The sequence below is a fragment of the Rhizobium leguminosarum bv. trifolii WSM2297 genome (assembly GCF_000271845.1).
Map to the genome: position 1 here is coordinate 1030870 of NZ_JH719393.1, position 13451 is coordinate 1044320.

General features: G+C 57.6%; 11 protein-coding genes and 1 pseudogene. 7 read left to right on the top strand and 5 right to left on the bottom strand.

What is annotated here, in order from left to right; genetic code table 11:
- Positions 1–584: 584 nt before the first annotated feature.
- Positions 585–1268 carry a winged helix-turn-helix transcriptional regulator gene (locus RLEG4DRAFT_RS08570; RefSeq protein WP_003576961.1) on the top strand — a complete coding sequence of 228 codons (684 nt, stop codon included), beginning with the start codon at positions 585–587 and terminating at the stop codon, positions 1266–1268.
- A gap of 127 nt (positions 1269–1395) precedes the next feature.
- Complete coding sequence (locus RLEG4DRAFT_RS08575; RefSeq protein ID WP_003576963.1) at positions 1396–2637, top strand: aminotransferase class I/II-fold pyridoxal phosphate-dependent enzyme; 1242 nt, start codon at positions 1396–1398, stop codon at positions 2635–2637.
- A 45-nt stretch (positions 2638–2682) separates the two neighbouring features.
- On the opposite strand, the gene RLEG4DRAFT_RS08580 is transcribed toward RLEG4DRAFT_RS08575, so the two are convergent.
- The 4 genes from RLEG4DRAFT_RS08580 to RLEG4DRAFT_RS08595 form a co-directional block, all read right to left on the bottom strand.
- On the bottom strand, positions 2683–3741 hold the full coding sequence (locus RLEG4DRAFT_RS08580; RefSeq protein WP_171898198.1) for an extracellular solute-binding protein: 1059 nt from the start codon (positions 3739–3741) through the stop codon (positions 2683–2685).
- A 34-nt stretch (positions 3742–3775) separates the two neighbouring features.
- Positions 3776–4546 carry an ABC transporter permease gene (locus tag RLEG4DRAFT_RS08585; protein ID WP_037093480.1) on the bottom strand — a complete coding sequence of 257 codons (771 nt, stop codon included), beginning with the start codon at positions 4544–4546 and terminating at the stop codon, positions 3776–3778.
- Between the two features lie 70 nt (positions 4547–4616).
- Entirely contained in the window at positions 4617–5519 is a 903-nt protein-coding gene (locus RLEG4DRAFT_RS08590; protein ID WP_432416798.1) for an ABC transporter permease, read from the bottom strand.
- Between the two features lie 7 nt (positions 5520–5526).
- The gene (locus RLEG4DRAFT_RS08595) at positions 5527–6636 is read right to left on the bottom strand and encodes an ABC transporter ATP-binding protein (RefSeq protein WP_003576973.1); all 1110 of its coding nucleotides are present in this window, start codon (positions 6634–6636) and stop codon (positions 5527–5529) included.
- A gap of 243 nt (positions 6637–6879) precedes the next feature.
- Here RLEG4DRAFT_RS08595 and RLEG4DRAFT_RS08600 point away from each other — a divergent pair, with 243 nt between their 5' ends.
- The 5 genes and pseudogenes from RLEG4DRAFT_RS08600 to RLEG4DRAFT_RS08620 all read left to right on the top strand — a co-directional run bounded on the left by RLEG4DRAFT_RS08600 (position 6880) and on the right by RLEG4DRAFT_RS08620 (position 12238).
- Positions 6880–7575, top strand: a complete 696-nt coding sequence (locus RLEG4DRAFT_RS08600) for a GntR family transcriptional regulator (RefSeq protein WP_037093481.1) — start codon at positions 6880–6882, stop codon at positions 7573–7575.
- Between the two features lie 109 nt (positions 7576–7684).
- Positions 7685–9046, top strand: coding sequence for an aspartate aminotransferase family protein (locus RLEG4DRAFT_RS08605; RefSeq protein WP_003576977.1), 1362 nt, complete (start codon positions 7685–7687; stop codon positions 9044–9046).
- 2 nt (positions 9047–9048) lie between these two features.
- Positions 9049–10757, top strand: a pseudogene (locus RLEG4DRAFT_RS08610) (acetolactate synthase catalytic subunit).
- Positions 10754–11530 (top strand): 3-oxoacyl-ACP reductase FabG, encoded by a 777-nt coding sequence (gene fabG, locus RLEG4DRAFT_RS08615; protein ID WP_003576982.1) that lies wholly within the window; start codon positions 10754–10756, stop codon positions 11528–11530. The pseudogene RLEG4DRAFT_RS08610 and the gene fabG overlap by 4 nt, the downstream one beginning before the upstream one ends.
- A 36-nt stretch (positions 11531–11566) precedes the next feature.
- A complete protein-coding gene (locus RLEG4DRAFT_RS08620) occupies positions 11567–12238 on the top strand; it encodes a winged helix-turn-helix transcriptional regulator (RefSeq protein WP_003576984.1) in 672 nt (223 codons plus the stop codon).
- 208 nt (positions 12239–12446) lie between these two features.
- Here the strand turns inward: RLEG4DRAFT_RS08620 and RLEG4DRAFT_RS08625 are convergent, their stop codons facing one another.
- Positions 12447–13355, bottom strand: coding sequence for a nucleotidyltransferase and HEPN domain-containing protein (locus RLEG4DRAFT_RS08625; RefSeq protein WP_037093363.1), 909 nt, complete (start codon positions 13353–13355; stop codon positions 12447–12449).
- Positions 13356–13451: the final 96 nt, after the last annotated feature.

Consider the following 13451-nt stretch of genomic DNA (forward strand, 5'->3'; position numbering starts at 1 on the left):
GATCGACGTTTGTTGCCTGCCCGGTTTCACACTGAGGATGTGGCGGCCCCCTCTCTGCTCAGATGTTTGAAAACCCTCACCCAGAAGCGGAAGTCACCGGAGCGGCCGTCAGAGCGCGCGCCTAAAGCGCACCACGCCGCCGCCGTTTTCGCATTCGATCCGTAAAGCAATCGAGCTGCATCACTTGTGACTGCGATATCTCCATCACTCCAAATGTCATGTGTGGCCGCGGCGGCGCAACCGAGCGGGTAGTTTTCGAATATTTCGCGCATTGAACAAGCCCCGTTACCGTCCGGGAACAGGTGATCAAAATATGCCGGACGTTGATCCCACGAATGGGCCACGATCACGTGCCGTCCCTGGCAGATACGCGCTGCGCGAAATTTCTCGCACATTCAACATTATGTTGTAACAAACTAAAAAGGCAAGCTATAAAAACACTCGGAATGAGAGTGCTTTCGCGATTCTTTGATACCCTTGCGAGGCAATATGCGTGATGTGCCAGTCAATACGAGCAATCCTGACGATCATTATGTAGTATCAAAACCGGTCGTGGCGACGCTCTCGGGTTGCGAGGCCGTTCGATGAACGAGCTTTTGGCAATCGTATCGCAAGATGCCGACTATTATTTGATGCTCTCACACATTCTGGAAGAAGCAGGGTATGCAACTGTCCTGGTCGATGTTCCGAGCGAAGCCGTGCCCGCAGCTGCCGAGCGCGACGCTGCAGCCATCATCGTCGACTGCCAACCGGGTTCGCAAATTTTGGCTGACATCGCATCGAGCCTGAGGGAAAGGGGACTTGCCAGAGAGGTCATCCTCATCGCGCTTGTCGCCGAAAAAACCGCCTATCTCGACATCCTGAAGGCCAACGTCGATGAGAGCTTTACCAGGCCTATGCGGCCGCAACGCCTCCTGTCTTACCTTAACAGTGTTATAGGTGTTTTCCCCGACAAGGCGCCGGGCCGCCTGCTTCGCATGTTCGACGATATGAAGTTGGACGCCGGGGGGCGACGTGTTCTAGTGCGGGGCGAGCCGGTCAACCTTAGTCCGATTGAGTTTCGCCTGTTGAGCGGCCTTATGGATAACGCGGGCCGCGCTCTCAGCCGTGCCGAGCTGATAAACATTGCTTGGCCGCAGAGAGCATTCGTCGAGCCACGGACGGTCGATGTTCATATCGGCCGCCTCCGGCGGACGTTGAAGAGTGCACTTGGCCGGGATGTAATCCGCACAGTCCCAAAGGTAGGATATGCGATCGACATCGCCTGAAGAATATGAACCTTGTCCTGTTCATACCTTCACTAAAAATTTGGAAAAGCTTGCTGTCGCGTTCGTTGTATAAATAGACGCCTCCCTATTAGCGTGTGTTCCGTACAATGTTTGGGAGCACAACAACATGCAAGAGGTTAATCCGGGCCCCGGTTCGCCCACTCTATCCCATAGAAACACCGCCAGCTTGATCAGGCATGCCGGACCTCATTTCGCCGCGGCTCATCTCGACGGCCTCATGGCGCTTTATGTCAATCCGTCAGACGGTCGGGCGGTGACGCTGCCGGTTTCGGAGAATCGATCGCAACGCCTTGTCGACTTTGTTCGCTGCTCCTATCTCGGGCTCGACAATCACCCGTCAATCATCGAGGGTGCGATCGAGGCCCTTCGCCGCTATGGAACATTGCACTGGTCCTGCGCTAGGACCCGGCTCAATTTTGCGGCGTTGGGAGATCTTGAGGATGCTCTCTCTGATCTTTTCGCGGCAAGGGTCATTACCTACACAACAGTGCTTGCCGCCAACATGAGCGCCCTTCCACTGATTGCGTCCGGAGTCCTGACTGGCGGCAAAAAGCCAGTGATGGTGTTCGATCGTTACGCCCATGCGACGCTTGCCTTCAATAAACCTGTCGTTGCCGAAGAATGCGAGGTCCGCACGATAGGCCACAATGATGTTCACGCGCTTGAGGACATCTGCCGTCAGAATGAGACGGTCGCCTATGTCTGCGACGGCGTGTACTCCATGGGGGGCTGCGCACCGATCAAGGAGTTGCGCGACCTTCAGGAGCGATACGGCCTCTTCCTTTATATCGATGATGCTCACGGCATATCGCTCTTCGGAGAAAGGGGTGAGGGCTTTGCTCGCTCGCAAATGCGCGAGGGTCTCGGCGAACGCACGATCATCGCGGCCTCGCTCGGCAAGGGCTTCGGCGCCTCAGGCGGCATGTTGATGCTTGCAACGCCGTTTCAGGAAGAGATCTTTCGTCGCTTTGCGCTTGCGCATGCCTTTTCAGCCTCAATCAATGTTGCAGCGATTGGTGCCGCCCTTGCCTCCGAGGCGATCCACCGCACGCCGGAACTCGGCGTGCGGCAAAGGGCGCTTTCCGAATATATTTCCCTATTCGATGAGCTGGTGCCGACCGCACAGGCTGGGTCCCGACTGCCAATCCGCACCGTTGTGATTGGTGACGAGCTTGCGGCAATCGGTGCTGCGAGAGTGGTGCTGGACGCCGGTTACTATACATCGGCCATTTTCTTCCCGACGGTAGCGAAGGGGAGGGCAGGACTGCGGATATGCCCGACCGGCAGTCACACGGCAGCCGAAGTGCGCGGCGTCGCTGCTGCCATCAATCGTGCCCTCAACGGCTAACGATTGGCCTTCGCACCCCGGGCGCTTTCGCCCGGGGATGGCTCCTTATCGGATCCAGGCGTTCCAGCGCTCAAGCATCATCGCGGCGTTTTCATTGATCCATTTGGCGTCGGGAATGACAATGTAATCCCTAATGTCATCATCGCTTGGCAGCGCCGCTCGTGCGGCAGGCGACATAAGTCCGATCGCCTTGCGACTGGGTGGAGTGCAGAGGAGTTCCTCACAGACCTTGGCCTGCGCTTCAGGATGGTCAAGCCAGTAGCCGACCAGCTTCAACGCATTCGCCCGGTTCGGCGCGTTCTTGATGATGGTCAAGCGATCACCCACAAGAAAAGAAGCCTGCTTGGACCAGGCGATCTCGCGTCCTTCCGCCTTCAGGGTGTTTGCGCGTGTCAGCCAGATCTGCCCGATGCTGTAGTCGCCGTTGCGAAAGCCCTGAACGCTCTGATCACCAGTCTTCCACCAGAGCGATATCGCAGGGCGGATCTCGTCGAGCTTTTTGAGTGCGCGGTCGACGTCGAGCGGAAAAAGCTTATCCCGTGGTACACCATCGGCCAGTAACGCGGCGGCCATGACGCGCCAAGGATCGTCGAAATTCGGAAACGACCGGCCGCCGGGAAATTTTGCCTGGTCCCACATGTCGGCCCAGTTCGACGGGGTGCCTTCCTTGAAGCCGGTTGGATCGTAGGCCATCAGTGTGGCTGTCGAAAAAAGCCTGGCCCCGGCACCGACACAGGCGTCCTCGACCAGGTCTGGCTGGCCGCGGAAAGGTTTGCAAAATTCAGTGAGGTCTTCAGAGGTCAGCCGATGTGTTTCAGCGCTCGCCTGGATCTCGCCGTCCGGATAAAGGTCCCAGGTCACATTGCCAGTCTTGACCATGGCCGCAGCTTTCGCCCGCATCTCTGCGTTCGTTGCCGCGACCGAAACGACTTTGATCCCGCTCTCTTCGGTGAACGGCTCGAACCAGAATTTTTGGAGCGCAGCATCGTAGGCGCCACCGGTGGTCGCGATGACCACCTGTTCCTCGGCTTGGGTCGCCCCCGCGCCAGCAAACATGAGGCACGCCGCAAGCAGCAAAGGCTTGATCTCGATTCGCGTTTTCATCGCGTATTCCTCTGTCCCGATGAATATGGCCACGTTAGTCCTCCCCGCGGCCTTTAAGGAGATGGATTGAGCCCATGAGGATGAGTGATATCGCAACGAGCAGCGTCGAAGCCGATGCGATGACCGGGGTAAGATTGAAATCGATATCCTCGAACATTTTGCGGCTGATTGTTTTGCCCCCGGTATCGGAGATGAAGAAGGCGACGGTTGCCTCATCGAATGACGCGAGAAACGCAAAAATCGAAGCGGCAGCCACCGCCGGCGAAATGTTCGGAAGCACAATGCTGAAGAACGCGCGGCTCCGGCTTGCTCCGCAATTCAGTGCGGCAAGTTCAAGCGACGGGTCGAAGCGCTCGAGTGCTGCGGATACGGTAATGATGACGTAGGGGACCGAGAGCACAGTGTGCGCGACCAGGAAACCAGCAAAATTGCCCGTCAGGCCAAGCGGCGAGAAAATCAGATACAGCGCAACGCCGAAGACGACATGTGGGACAATCATTGGCCCGAGCGAAAGCGCCTGCAGAAGGGCCTTTCCCGGCAGGTTGCCCCGAACGAGCCCGATAGCGGCCATTGTTCCAATTGCCGTCGAAGCGATGGTTGTCGACAGCGCAATCTTCAGACTGAAAATCGTCGCCGCGCGCCAGTCCGGATCGGAAAGAAACTCGCCATACCAGCGAAGCGTCAGGCCCTTCGGCGGGAACTCGATATAGCTGCTATCGTTTAGCGAAATCGGGATGACGAGCAGCGTCGGCAGTACCAGGAAGAACAGGATTGCGCCAATCAGGGATCCTCCGAGAAGGCGCAAGATTGCCTTGCCATAGGGCCGATGGCTGCTGTTGACGTAAGAGGCGGCGAATGACGTGAAGGCTCCGGATTCAGTTGACACTGTTCATTCCCTTGCTGATGGAAAGGGCCTTGCGGAACACAAGGACAAAGACGAGCGTCGTGGTAAGAAGGACCGTCGCGAGAGCTGCGGCGAATGGCCAGTCAAGCAGGACGATGGTTTGCTGGCCGATCAGCGTTGCCATCATCAATGCTCCCGGTCCGCCCACAAGTGCTGGCGTGATATAAAAACCGATCGCCAGAATGAAGCACATGACGCAACCGGCAAAGATTCCAGGCAGGCTAAGCGGCAACGTTACGCGCATGAAGGCGCCAATCGGGCCGGCGCCGAGATTGCGGGCCGCCTGTATATATTCGGCAGGAATAGTGCGGAGAGCGTTGCAGATCGGCAGGATCATGAAGGGCATCAGGACATGTGTCATCGCAAGGATGACGGCGCCCTCGGTATAGAGGAGCTTCAAAGGACTGGTGATGACGCCGGTTTCAATGAGCAAGTCATTGACGATCCCGTTTCGCTGCAACAGCACGATCCAAGCGTATGACCGCACCAGCACTGAAGTCCATAGTGGCACGAACACCGCCGCCGCAACGATCATCGCAGTCTTGCCTTTGGCGTGCGCCATGAGAAAGGCAACCGGATATCCGAGTAGCAGGCTGGCTACAGTCACGATTGCACCCGTCTGCAGCGTGCGAAGCAGGACGTCGACATAAAGGGGCTCGGAAAAGATGCGCCGGTAATATTCGAGCGTAAAGCCCGGCGCCATGACGCTCAAAGAGATGAGTCGGCCAATCGGATAGATGAAGCCTCCGGCTAGAAGGAGCATCAGTGGCGCAATAAGCACGAGCGTCAGCGCGTGCGAATAGCGGCGGGCCGAGTGCGAGAATAGCCAGCTTGCTGAAACGGTCGGTGCGAGTCCGACGTCCTCGACTGTCATCGTCATGTCATGCCTCCGCGTCGGCGAAGAGCCGCAGGCCATCGCGCTCGGCAATGACATCGACGGGTGTGCCCGTTACAAAGGACGCTCTCGTCCCATCGGCGGGGATCTGCACCTGAATGATTTCTCCGCTTCCGAAATCGGTACGAACGAGATGAAGGTCGAAGGAGCCTGAAAAGACCGATGTTTCGATCCGGCCGGGGAGAGCGTTCTTTCCCCCTGCTCCCCGCGCGGCAAGGCCGAGGCGTTCAGGTCGGAGCGCGAGCCGAACACGATCGCCGATCCTTACAGAGCCCTCGAGACCCGAAACAGAGCCCGGCGCGTCGATGATCACGTCGTCCCCCAGTCTGATCGTCTGGCTCCCGGCGGTCTCGCCCAGGAATTCTCCCGTCAGGAAGTTCATCTTGCCGATGAAGTCTGCAACAAAAGAACTCCGCGGATTGCGGTAGATGTCCGCAGGGGTTCCGAGTTGTGCCACTTGGCCCTTGGCCATGACGGCGATCCGGTCGGACATGGTCAACGCCTCCTCTTGATCGTGCGTCACATAGATGACCGTAGCGCCGAGACGCTGCTGCAACTGCTTGATCTCGAGCTGCATGGATTCGCGGAGCTTCTTGTCGAGCGCCCCGAGTGGCTCGTCCATCAAGAGAACAGGTGGTTCGAAGACAATTGCTCGCGCGACGGCCACCCGCTGTTGCTGGCCGCCGGATAGTTCATGTGGGTAGCGCCGGGCGTAGCCGGGCAGTTGCACAAGGTCCAGCGCCCGGCCAACGCGTTCGGCTCTCAGCTCCTTGCGAATGCCGCGCATCTTCAGCGGAAAGGCGATGTTTTCAGCGACGGTCAGGTGCGGGAACAAGGCGTAACGCTGGAAGACCATCCCGATGTTACGGCGGTTGGGCGATATGGCCGTGACATCCCGCCCGCCAATTGCGATACGCCCCGCGGTGGGGCTTTCAAAACCTGCGATCATTGTCAGCAGCGTCGTCTTGCCCGATCCAGACGGGCCGAGGATCGACAGGAATTCGCCAGCGGGAATGTCCAAGTTTACTTCAGCAACGGCAGTCTGGCTGCCGTAGGCTTTACCTATGCGATCGATGAAAACAGGCGCACCAATCAAAACGATATCTCCTCCATTTCGCGTGCAGCGACGCGCACTAAAACCTCCCGGGTCGCTCGTGCGACCAGGTGCTGCGAGTGCAATGCCGAAAAGATCGGCGGCTTTGCGGACATGCCCTTCGGCGGGCCACGACGTTGCGGATAATCACGATCCCGTTATGCTGTCACATTGCGTTATCGTTTTTCGATTATGTTTGTTTTGTTGCAACAAAAATGTGACGATGTCAACGCAAGGGGGTCGATTTTGAACAAAAATACAACCGGAGAGGAATCGGCGGTGTCGGAACTGCAGTTTGGGCGCCTTAGCGACTTCGCCTATTCATCCATCAAGGAGCAGCTCACACGCGGTACATACAAGCCTGGTCACAAGTTGCCGATCCGCTCGGTTGCCGAAATGCTGAACGTTGGCGCGACGCCTGCACGCGAGGCAATTAACAGGCTGGTCCTGGAGGGCGCGCTCGTCATGGCTGGTCCTAAGACTGTTATCGTCCCACATCTCGATCTTCCGGCTCTTTATGAGATCACTCAGATGCGGCTTGCGCTTGAGGGGTTAGCCACTGAAAAGGGTGCGCTTCACGCGACGAATGATACAATAAATAAGCTATTGGAACTTCAGGAGAAAATAACAACAGCTCTCGATGAGATGCGCTATTCTGATGCTCTTCACGAAAACAAGGAATTCCACTTTACGATCTATCGCCTGTGCGAAATGCCGCACCTCCTTTCAACTATCGAATCTCTGTGGTTAAGGGTGGGCGCTTCATTTCACGATCTTTATCCCGAGTTTGCGGAAGCAAAATATGGTGTCCGAAACCACATGGCGGCGATAGAGGGGCTGGTGGATAGGGATCCCTCTGCTGTTCGCGCCGCAATGGAAAACGATATTCGCGATGGATTCCGTCGTTTGAAGAAAGCGGCGCAGGAGCGTCAAAAGCGGTAATAAATCGGTGGCAGCATTTTTTTGTTGCAACTTCTTCGGGTTCATGATTTTTGTTATAACAAAATTGTGAAGGGTCGCGCCGCGCCCCGCATTGACCGGAGAAAATCCAATGTTTCGTGCTGACATCTTACCCAGCGACCGGGGATTCTCCCGGTCGCGGTCAGAACATTTCTTCAAAAGGGGGCGGCGCGTTTTTCCGACCGGGATCACGCGGGTTACGGTGGATCACGAGCCGAGCCCGCTTTACATCTCGCGCGGAGAAGGAGCCTATCTGATCGATGTTGATGGCAACCGTCTCCTCGATCTCAACAACAATTTCACGACGCTGATCCACGGTCACGGGTTCCTTCCCGTTGCCGACGCGGTTGCGGACCTTCTTCATCGCGGAACGTGCTTCTCCAACCCCACCGAGCACGAGATCACGCTGGCCGAACTGTTGATCGAGCGCATCCCGGCGATCGAACATATTCGCTTCGTCAACAGCGGGACTGAGGCTGTGATGTTTGCGATAAAGGCCGCCCGCGCCTTCACCTGCCGACCAGGCATTGCACGGATCGAAGGCGCCTATCACGGCGCTTATGACTGGGCTGAAACGGGGCAGGCGGTATCGCCGGCCATTTGGAACGACCCACTGCGATCGCCGGCCGTACCCGCGTATCGTGGCATGCCGCCCTCGGTTGGTGAGGAGGTGACCGTCATCCGTTTCAACGATGTCGAAGATCTTGAGCGGCGCATTGCCTCGGCAGCCCCGTCACTCGCCTGTATCCTCATTGACCCGATGCCGAGCCGCGCCGGATTGATTGCGCCTGAGCAGAGTTTTCTTGCAGCCGTCGGTGCGATCGCCAGGAAGTATGGAATTCTCATTGTTGCCGATGAAGTCCTCAATCTGCGCCAGTCCTATATTGGCGCTTCGGCTCGTTACGGTCTGCAGCCCGATCTGATCGCGGCTGGGAAGATCATCGGCGGAGGTTTCCCCGTCGGGGCAATTGGTGGGCGCAAGGAGGTCATGCGGGTTTTTGGGAGCGACAGCGGCAAGCCGCTGCTTCCGCAAGGCGGTACGTTTTCGGCAAATCCCGTATCGATGGTCGCGGGGCGGGTCGCGATGGAGGCGATGACGGAAGCCTCGTTCGCCTCGCTCGAAAGCCTCGGCGATAGGATCAGGATCGGTCTTCGAAAGGAAATCGAGCGCTGCGGCGCAGCTTTCAGCGTCACGGGGGCCGCATCACTGTTTCGCATCCATCCGAAAGGCAAGGAGCCAACAGATTTCCGCGAGGCTTATCTCGAGACTGAAGAGGCAGAATTAATGGCGCGGCTCTCGAGGCATTTCCTCGAGTGCGGCGTTCTTCTGCCCAATGGAGCCGCGGCGTGCCTGTCGACGGCGATGACGAAGGCTGACGCTGACGCGGTCGTTTCTGCCTTCGCAGACTTCCTTTCAACCCTTGAAGCAAACCCAACCGAAGCGGGCCTATGATCATGGCAAATGATGTTTTAACCGTCGCCGAACGTATCGCGCTTTCTCTCAAGAGACACGACGTCACCCATATCTTCGCTCAGAGCCTGCCCTCTGCGGTGATCCTCGCTGCCGAAGCAATTGGCATCCGTCAGATCGCCTACCGCCAAGAAAACATGGGAGGGACCATGGCTGATGGCTATGCGCGCCTCTCCGGAAAGATCGGGGTCGTAGCAGCGCAAAACGGCCCCGCAGCAACGCTTCTTGTTCCGCCGCTGGCCGAAGCGCTCAAGGCTAGCGTACCGATCGTCGCCCTTGTTCAGGACGTTGAACGAGATCAGGCGGATCGCAATGCATTCCAGGAACTCGACCATCTGGCCTTATTCCAATCCTGCACGAAATGGGTGCGTAAGGTGATCGTTGCGGAACGTATCGACGATTACGTCGATGCTGCCTTCACGGCAGCCGCGTCGGGCCGACCAGGACCGGTCGCGCTGTTGCTTCCCGCCGACCTATTGCGAGAGCAGATTGCGCCGTCAGCATTTCGGCGTGAGTCGGTCTTGGGCCATTGGCCACTTGATCGATCGCGTCCACGCGATAGCGACATCGAACGCGCAGCTTCGATGATTGCGGAAGCTCACACACCCATTATCATCGCCGGAGGCGGCGTTCACGCAAGCCGCGCCGCCGGCGAACTCTCGGCGCTACAGGACGAGGCCTCGCTTCCCGTCGTCACGACAAATATGGGCAAAGGTGCGGTCGACGAATTCCATCCCTTGTCGGCAGGGGTTCTCGGCTCGCTTGTCGGACCGAAGTCACTCGGACGACACACGATTGCGCTGGTCGAAGAAGCAGATCTCGTCATTCTGATCGGGACGCGAACCAATCAGAACGGCACGGATAGTTGGCGTCAAATTCCCCGCTCCGCCTCGGTCATTCATTCGATGTCGATCCGGTCGAAATCGGTCGGACGTACGAGGCTGTCAGGTTGGCCGGCGATGCCGCGGAAACCATCGGCGCGCTCCGCGGGGCGCTTGCTGCGCGCGATCTTTCTTATCGCGCATCGAAGCGCAATGATGTGGCTTCTCGTATCGCCGGGTTCTGGCATGCGTTCGACACGGATAGGCAATCCGTTGCCCGCTCGGAGGCCAGTCCCATCCGACCTGAGCGGATCATGTTCGAACTTCAACGGATGTTAACGGCTGATACGACCGTTGTCGCTGACGCCAGCTATTCCTCCATGTGGGTTGCCGGCCAGCTGCGGGCGCTTTCGCCTGGCATGCGCTTTATCTCGCCGCGAGGCCTGGCTGGACTTGGGTGGGGCGTGCCACTTGCTCTTGGCGCCAAAGCTGCAAGACCAGATAAGCCGGTCGTGTCAATCGTGGGGGACGGCGGCTTCGCGCATAGCTGGGCAGAACTTGAGACCATGGTTCGCAGCAAATTGCCCATCCTTATTATCGTCTTGAACAACGGCGTCCTCGGTTTTCAGCGTGACGCGGAAACTGTCAAGTTCGGCAGCTTCACCACGGCCTGCAACTTTGCCGATGTCGACCATCAGAAAATTGCCGAAGCCTGCGGCTGCCCGGCAGTCCGCATCTTTGATCCCGCTGATCTTCCTCGATACCTCGAGCTGGGCCTGTCAGGGGATGGCCCCCTGCTGCTGGAGGTCATGACCGAGCCTGGCGCTCATCCGCCGCTGTCGTTGTTTGCTGCAATGGATCAAGCGGCATGATGGTCGCCCGTCGCGCACATGTAGCGGTTATCAGCGGCGGCACGACGGGGATTGGTCTTGCCACCGCGTTTCGTCTGCTCAAAGCAGGTCATAGAGTCGCCGTCTTCAGCCATGGCGAGGCAAGCGTCGCGGCCGCGGGCGCGGCACTTGCCGAAACTTTCGGACCGGGGATGTCGCTTGCAAGACAGGTGGATCTCCGCGAGCCGGCGGCCGTCAGGAACTTTTTCAGGGAGGTCGCCGATGTCTTTAGCGCCCCTGAAATTCTCGTCTGTAATGCGGGAATTTCGCCCAAAGGCACTGACGGCCCTGCCGACGTCTCCGACCTTTCTCTTGAAGAATGGAACGACGTGCTCACTGTCAATCTGACGGGTTCAATGTTGTGCTGCCAGGCCGTTCTGCCTGCTATGAAGGAGAAAGGCTATGGCCGCATCATATTCGTGGGATCGCTTGCTGGCCGGACGAGACCGCGGATCGCAGGAGCGAGTTATGTCGCATCAAAAGCGGCACTTTCAGGGTTATCCCGCGTGCTGGTCTCTCAATATTCTCAATACGGCATAACATCGAACGTGGTGGCGCCAGGTCGCATCCTGACGCCACTGATCGGATCCGCGGAGACCAAGACCAACATCGACGCGCTCGCGCGCATTCCGGCAGGCCGGCTTGGTGATCCGGATGAAGTGGCTGCCGTTATCGCGTTCCTGGCGTCGGAAGATGCGGGGTTCGTCAATGGTGCCATCATCGATGTCAACGGCGGCGAGTTTGCACCGAGTTAAGACCGGGATCATTTTAGCCAAGAAGAGGCGAGCGATATGCCCTCGGTCATTCTAGTCTGCTCGCGTGATGCCGAGTTTTATTTGCTGCTCGAGCATATTCTGCGCCATGAGGGTTTCGAGACTCGGCTAGCAGCAAGTGACGACGATGCCGTGGGAACCTGCGCATCAGCAGCAATTTCTGCAGTACTCGTGGATTGTGGAAGCTGGCCGAGTGAGGTTGCACCGCTTTGTGCGCTGTTGAAGGAGGCCGGGCTTCCAGTCGGGGCGCTCATCAGCGGGGATATGCGTGCACAGCACCTGCAATTGATCAGAGCGGGGCTCGAAGAAGTCATCATGCGTCCTTTGTCACCGCCGAAGCTTTTTGCCTTTCTGAATACCGTTAGGCCGCGGCCGGAAGCTGTGACCGCGCCAAGTGTTGTTGTTCCCGCCGAGTTTGTCATCGAGAGGCACGCTGTCGTCTTTGGCGGGAAGAGAATCAGCCTTTCGCCTATCGAGGCGCGAATCCTCAAATTCCTGTTGGAAAGGCAAGGACAAGTCAGCACCCGAGAGCAACTCATTGAGGCCGTTTGGCCCAATCCGCGCCCGGTGGACCGTCGCACGGTCGATGTGCATATCGGCCGCCTGCGAAGAGCGGTCGCGGAACTTCGTAATCTGCGGGTTCGCACTGTCTACGGCGTGGGTTACAGTCTTGAATTTCAAGACGCGTGAAGGCGCATGTCTGGCGAGAATTAGGTGGGTACTCCTGGAAGATGGCGGCGCGAACGTTTGAAAATGCGTTGCCAAAAAGTAGCGACTGAACGCTGGTTAGGCCTCAGGGTCGATGAAAAGCTGCACGGTAGCCGCGGAATTGGCACAGACGAGCAGCTCTTCATCGGAGTGCCCCCTTACGTGAGACCTAACCGCGCATCGGGCGCCGCTACCCGTAGTTCCGTCTGAGCCTATCCAAATGCTCGGAGCACACCGTCTCGACCAGATCTATCAATAACGAGGTTCGCTCTCCAAGCCATCCAAGAGCTTCTTCGCTGATCTCGAAATGTTTTGAATAGCGCGCTTTCACATAGGCCTCGTTTAGCGTGTTGAACCATGCCCGCTCTCGATGCTGATCACGAGGGAAGGCCTCGGCTAAACGCCGGTCCTGTTCCTCCGCAAGAGAGCGCAGGAATTTGATATTGTGAGACGGCGGGCCGTAATTGGTGACTGTTAGCAAGACACACGAATAGGCTTGTTCTAACGCCTGATGCAGCTGGAATGCTGCAATCCGTAGCTCGTTTTGGCTAATGCAAGATGTCGCTATTTTTAAAAAGGATCGAGCCAGCGAGAGCCTATCCTCGAAATGCTCGTTTGTGACACGAAGGCGATCCGCTGGCGAGAGCGGCTTGGGTTCTGCAAGCGGCTCGTCGTCGAGTTCGTAGAGAACGATACCTTCCTTGCGGATATCAGAAAAGAAGTACTGCCCTTCTTTCAGGTAGGTATTCACCTCTCGCCTGGAGTGGACAATGAAGCTCACCGGCGTTTCGATCGTCTTGTCGTGGATCAGCCGGTCGGCAGCCTTGTGCCAGTACTCCGCGAATTCGCACAGTTTGCGATTATTGACGATGACCAGAAGATCGAAGTCCGAGCGATAACCCTTCATCGTGAAGGGCTCATCCACCCAGCCACCCTTGGCATAGGAGCCAAACAGGATGATCTTCAGGATCCTGCCGCGCTTTTTGAACTCTGCTGTGCCGTCTTGCAGCGCGTCCTCGAATTCCTCGTGAAGGATTTCCATAACGCGGGTAATCTCGCGCTGCTTACGAAGCGGAATATGATCGAGAGATGACTTCATATCACTATCGATAGGAGAAACATCCTGCACCGTCCACCCCCGGTTTTAGCGGCTTCCAGAAATCACTTCCGATAAGCAGTACTTATCGATGGTTGG

Coding starts and splice junctions, on each gene's coding strand:
- RLEG4DRAFT_RS08570 (WP_003576961.1), top strand. CDS start 585: ATGAACGAGCTTTTGGCAATCGTATCGCAAGATGCCGACTATTATTTG.
- RLEG4DRAFT_RS08575 (WP_003576963.1), top strand. CDS start 1,396: ATGCAAGAGGTTAATCCGGGCCCCGGTTCGCCCACTCTATCCCATAGA.
- RLEG4DRAFT_RS08580 (WP_171898198.1), bottom strand. CDS start 3,741: ATGAAAACGCGAATCGAGATCAAGCCTTTGCTGCTTGCGGCGTGCCTC.
- RLEG4DRAFT_RS08590 (WP_432416798.1), bottom strand. CDS start 5,519: ATGACAGTCGAGGACGTCGGACTCGCACCGACCGTTTCAGCAAGCTGG.
- RLEG4DRAFT_RS08605 (WP_003576977.1), top strand. CDS start 7,685: ATGTTTCGTGCTGACATCTTACCCAGCGACCGGGGATTCTCCCGGTCG.
- fabG (WP_003576982.1), top strand. CDS start 10,754: ATGATGGTCGCCCGTCGCGCACATGTAGCGGTTATCAGCGGCGGCACG.
- RLEG4DRAFT_RS08620 (WP_003576984.1), top strand. CDS start 11,567: ATGCCCTCGGTCATTCTAGTCTGCTCGCGTGATGCCGAGTTTTATTTG.
- RLEG4DRAFT_RS08625 (WP_037093363.1), bottom strand. CDS start 13,355: ATGAAGTCATCTCTCGATCATATTCCGCTTCGTAAGCAGCGCGAGATT.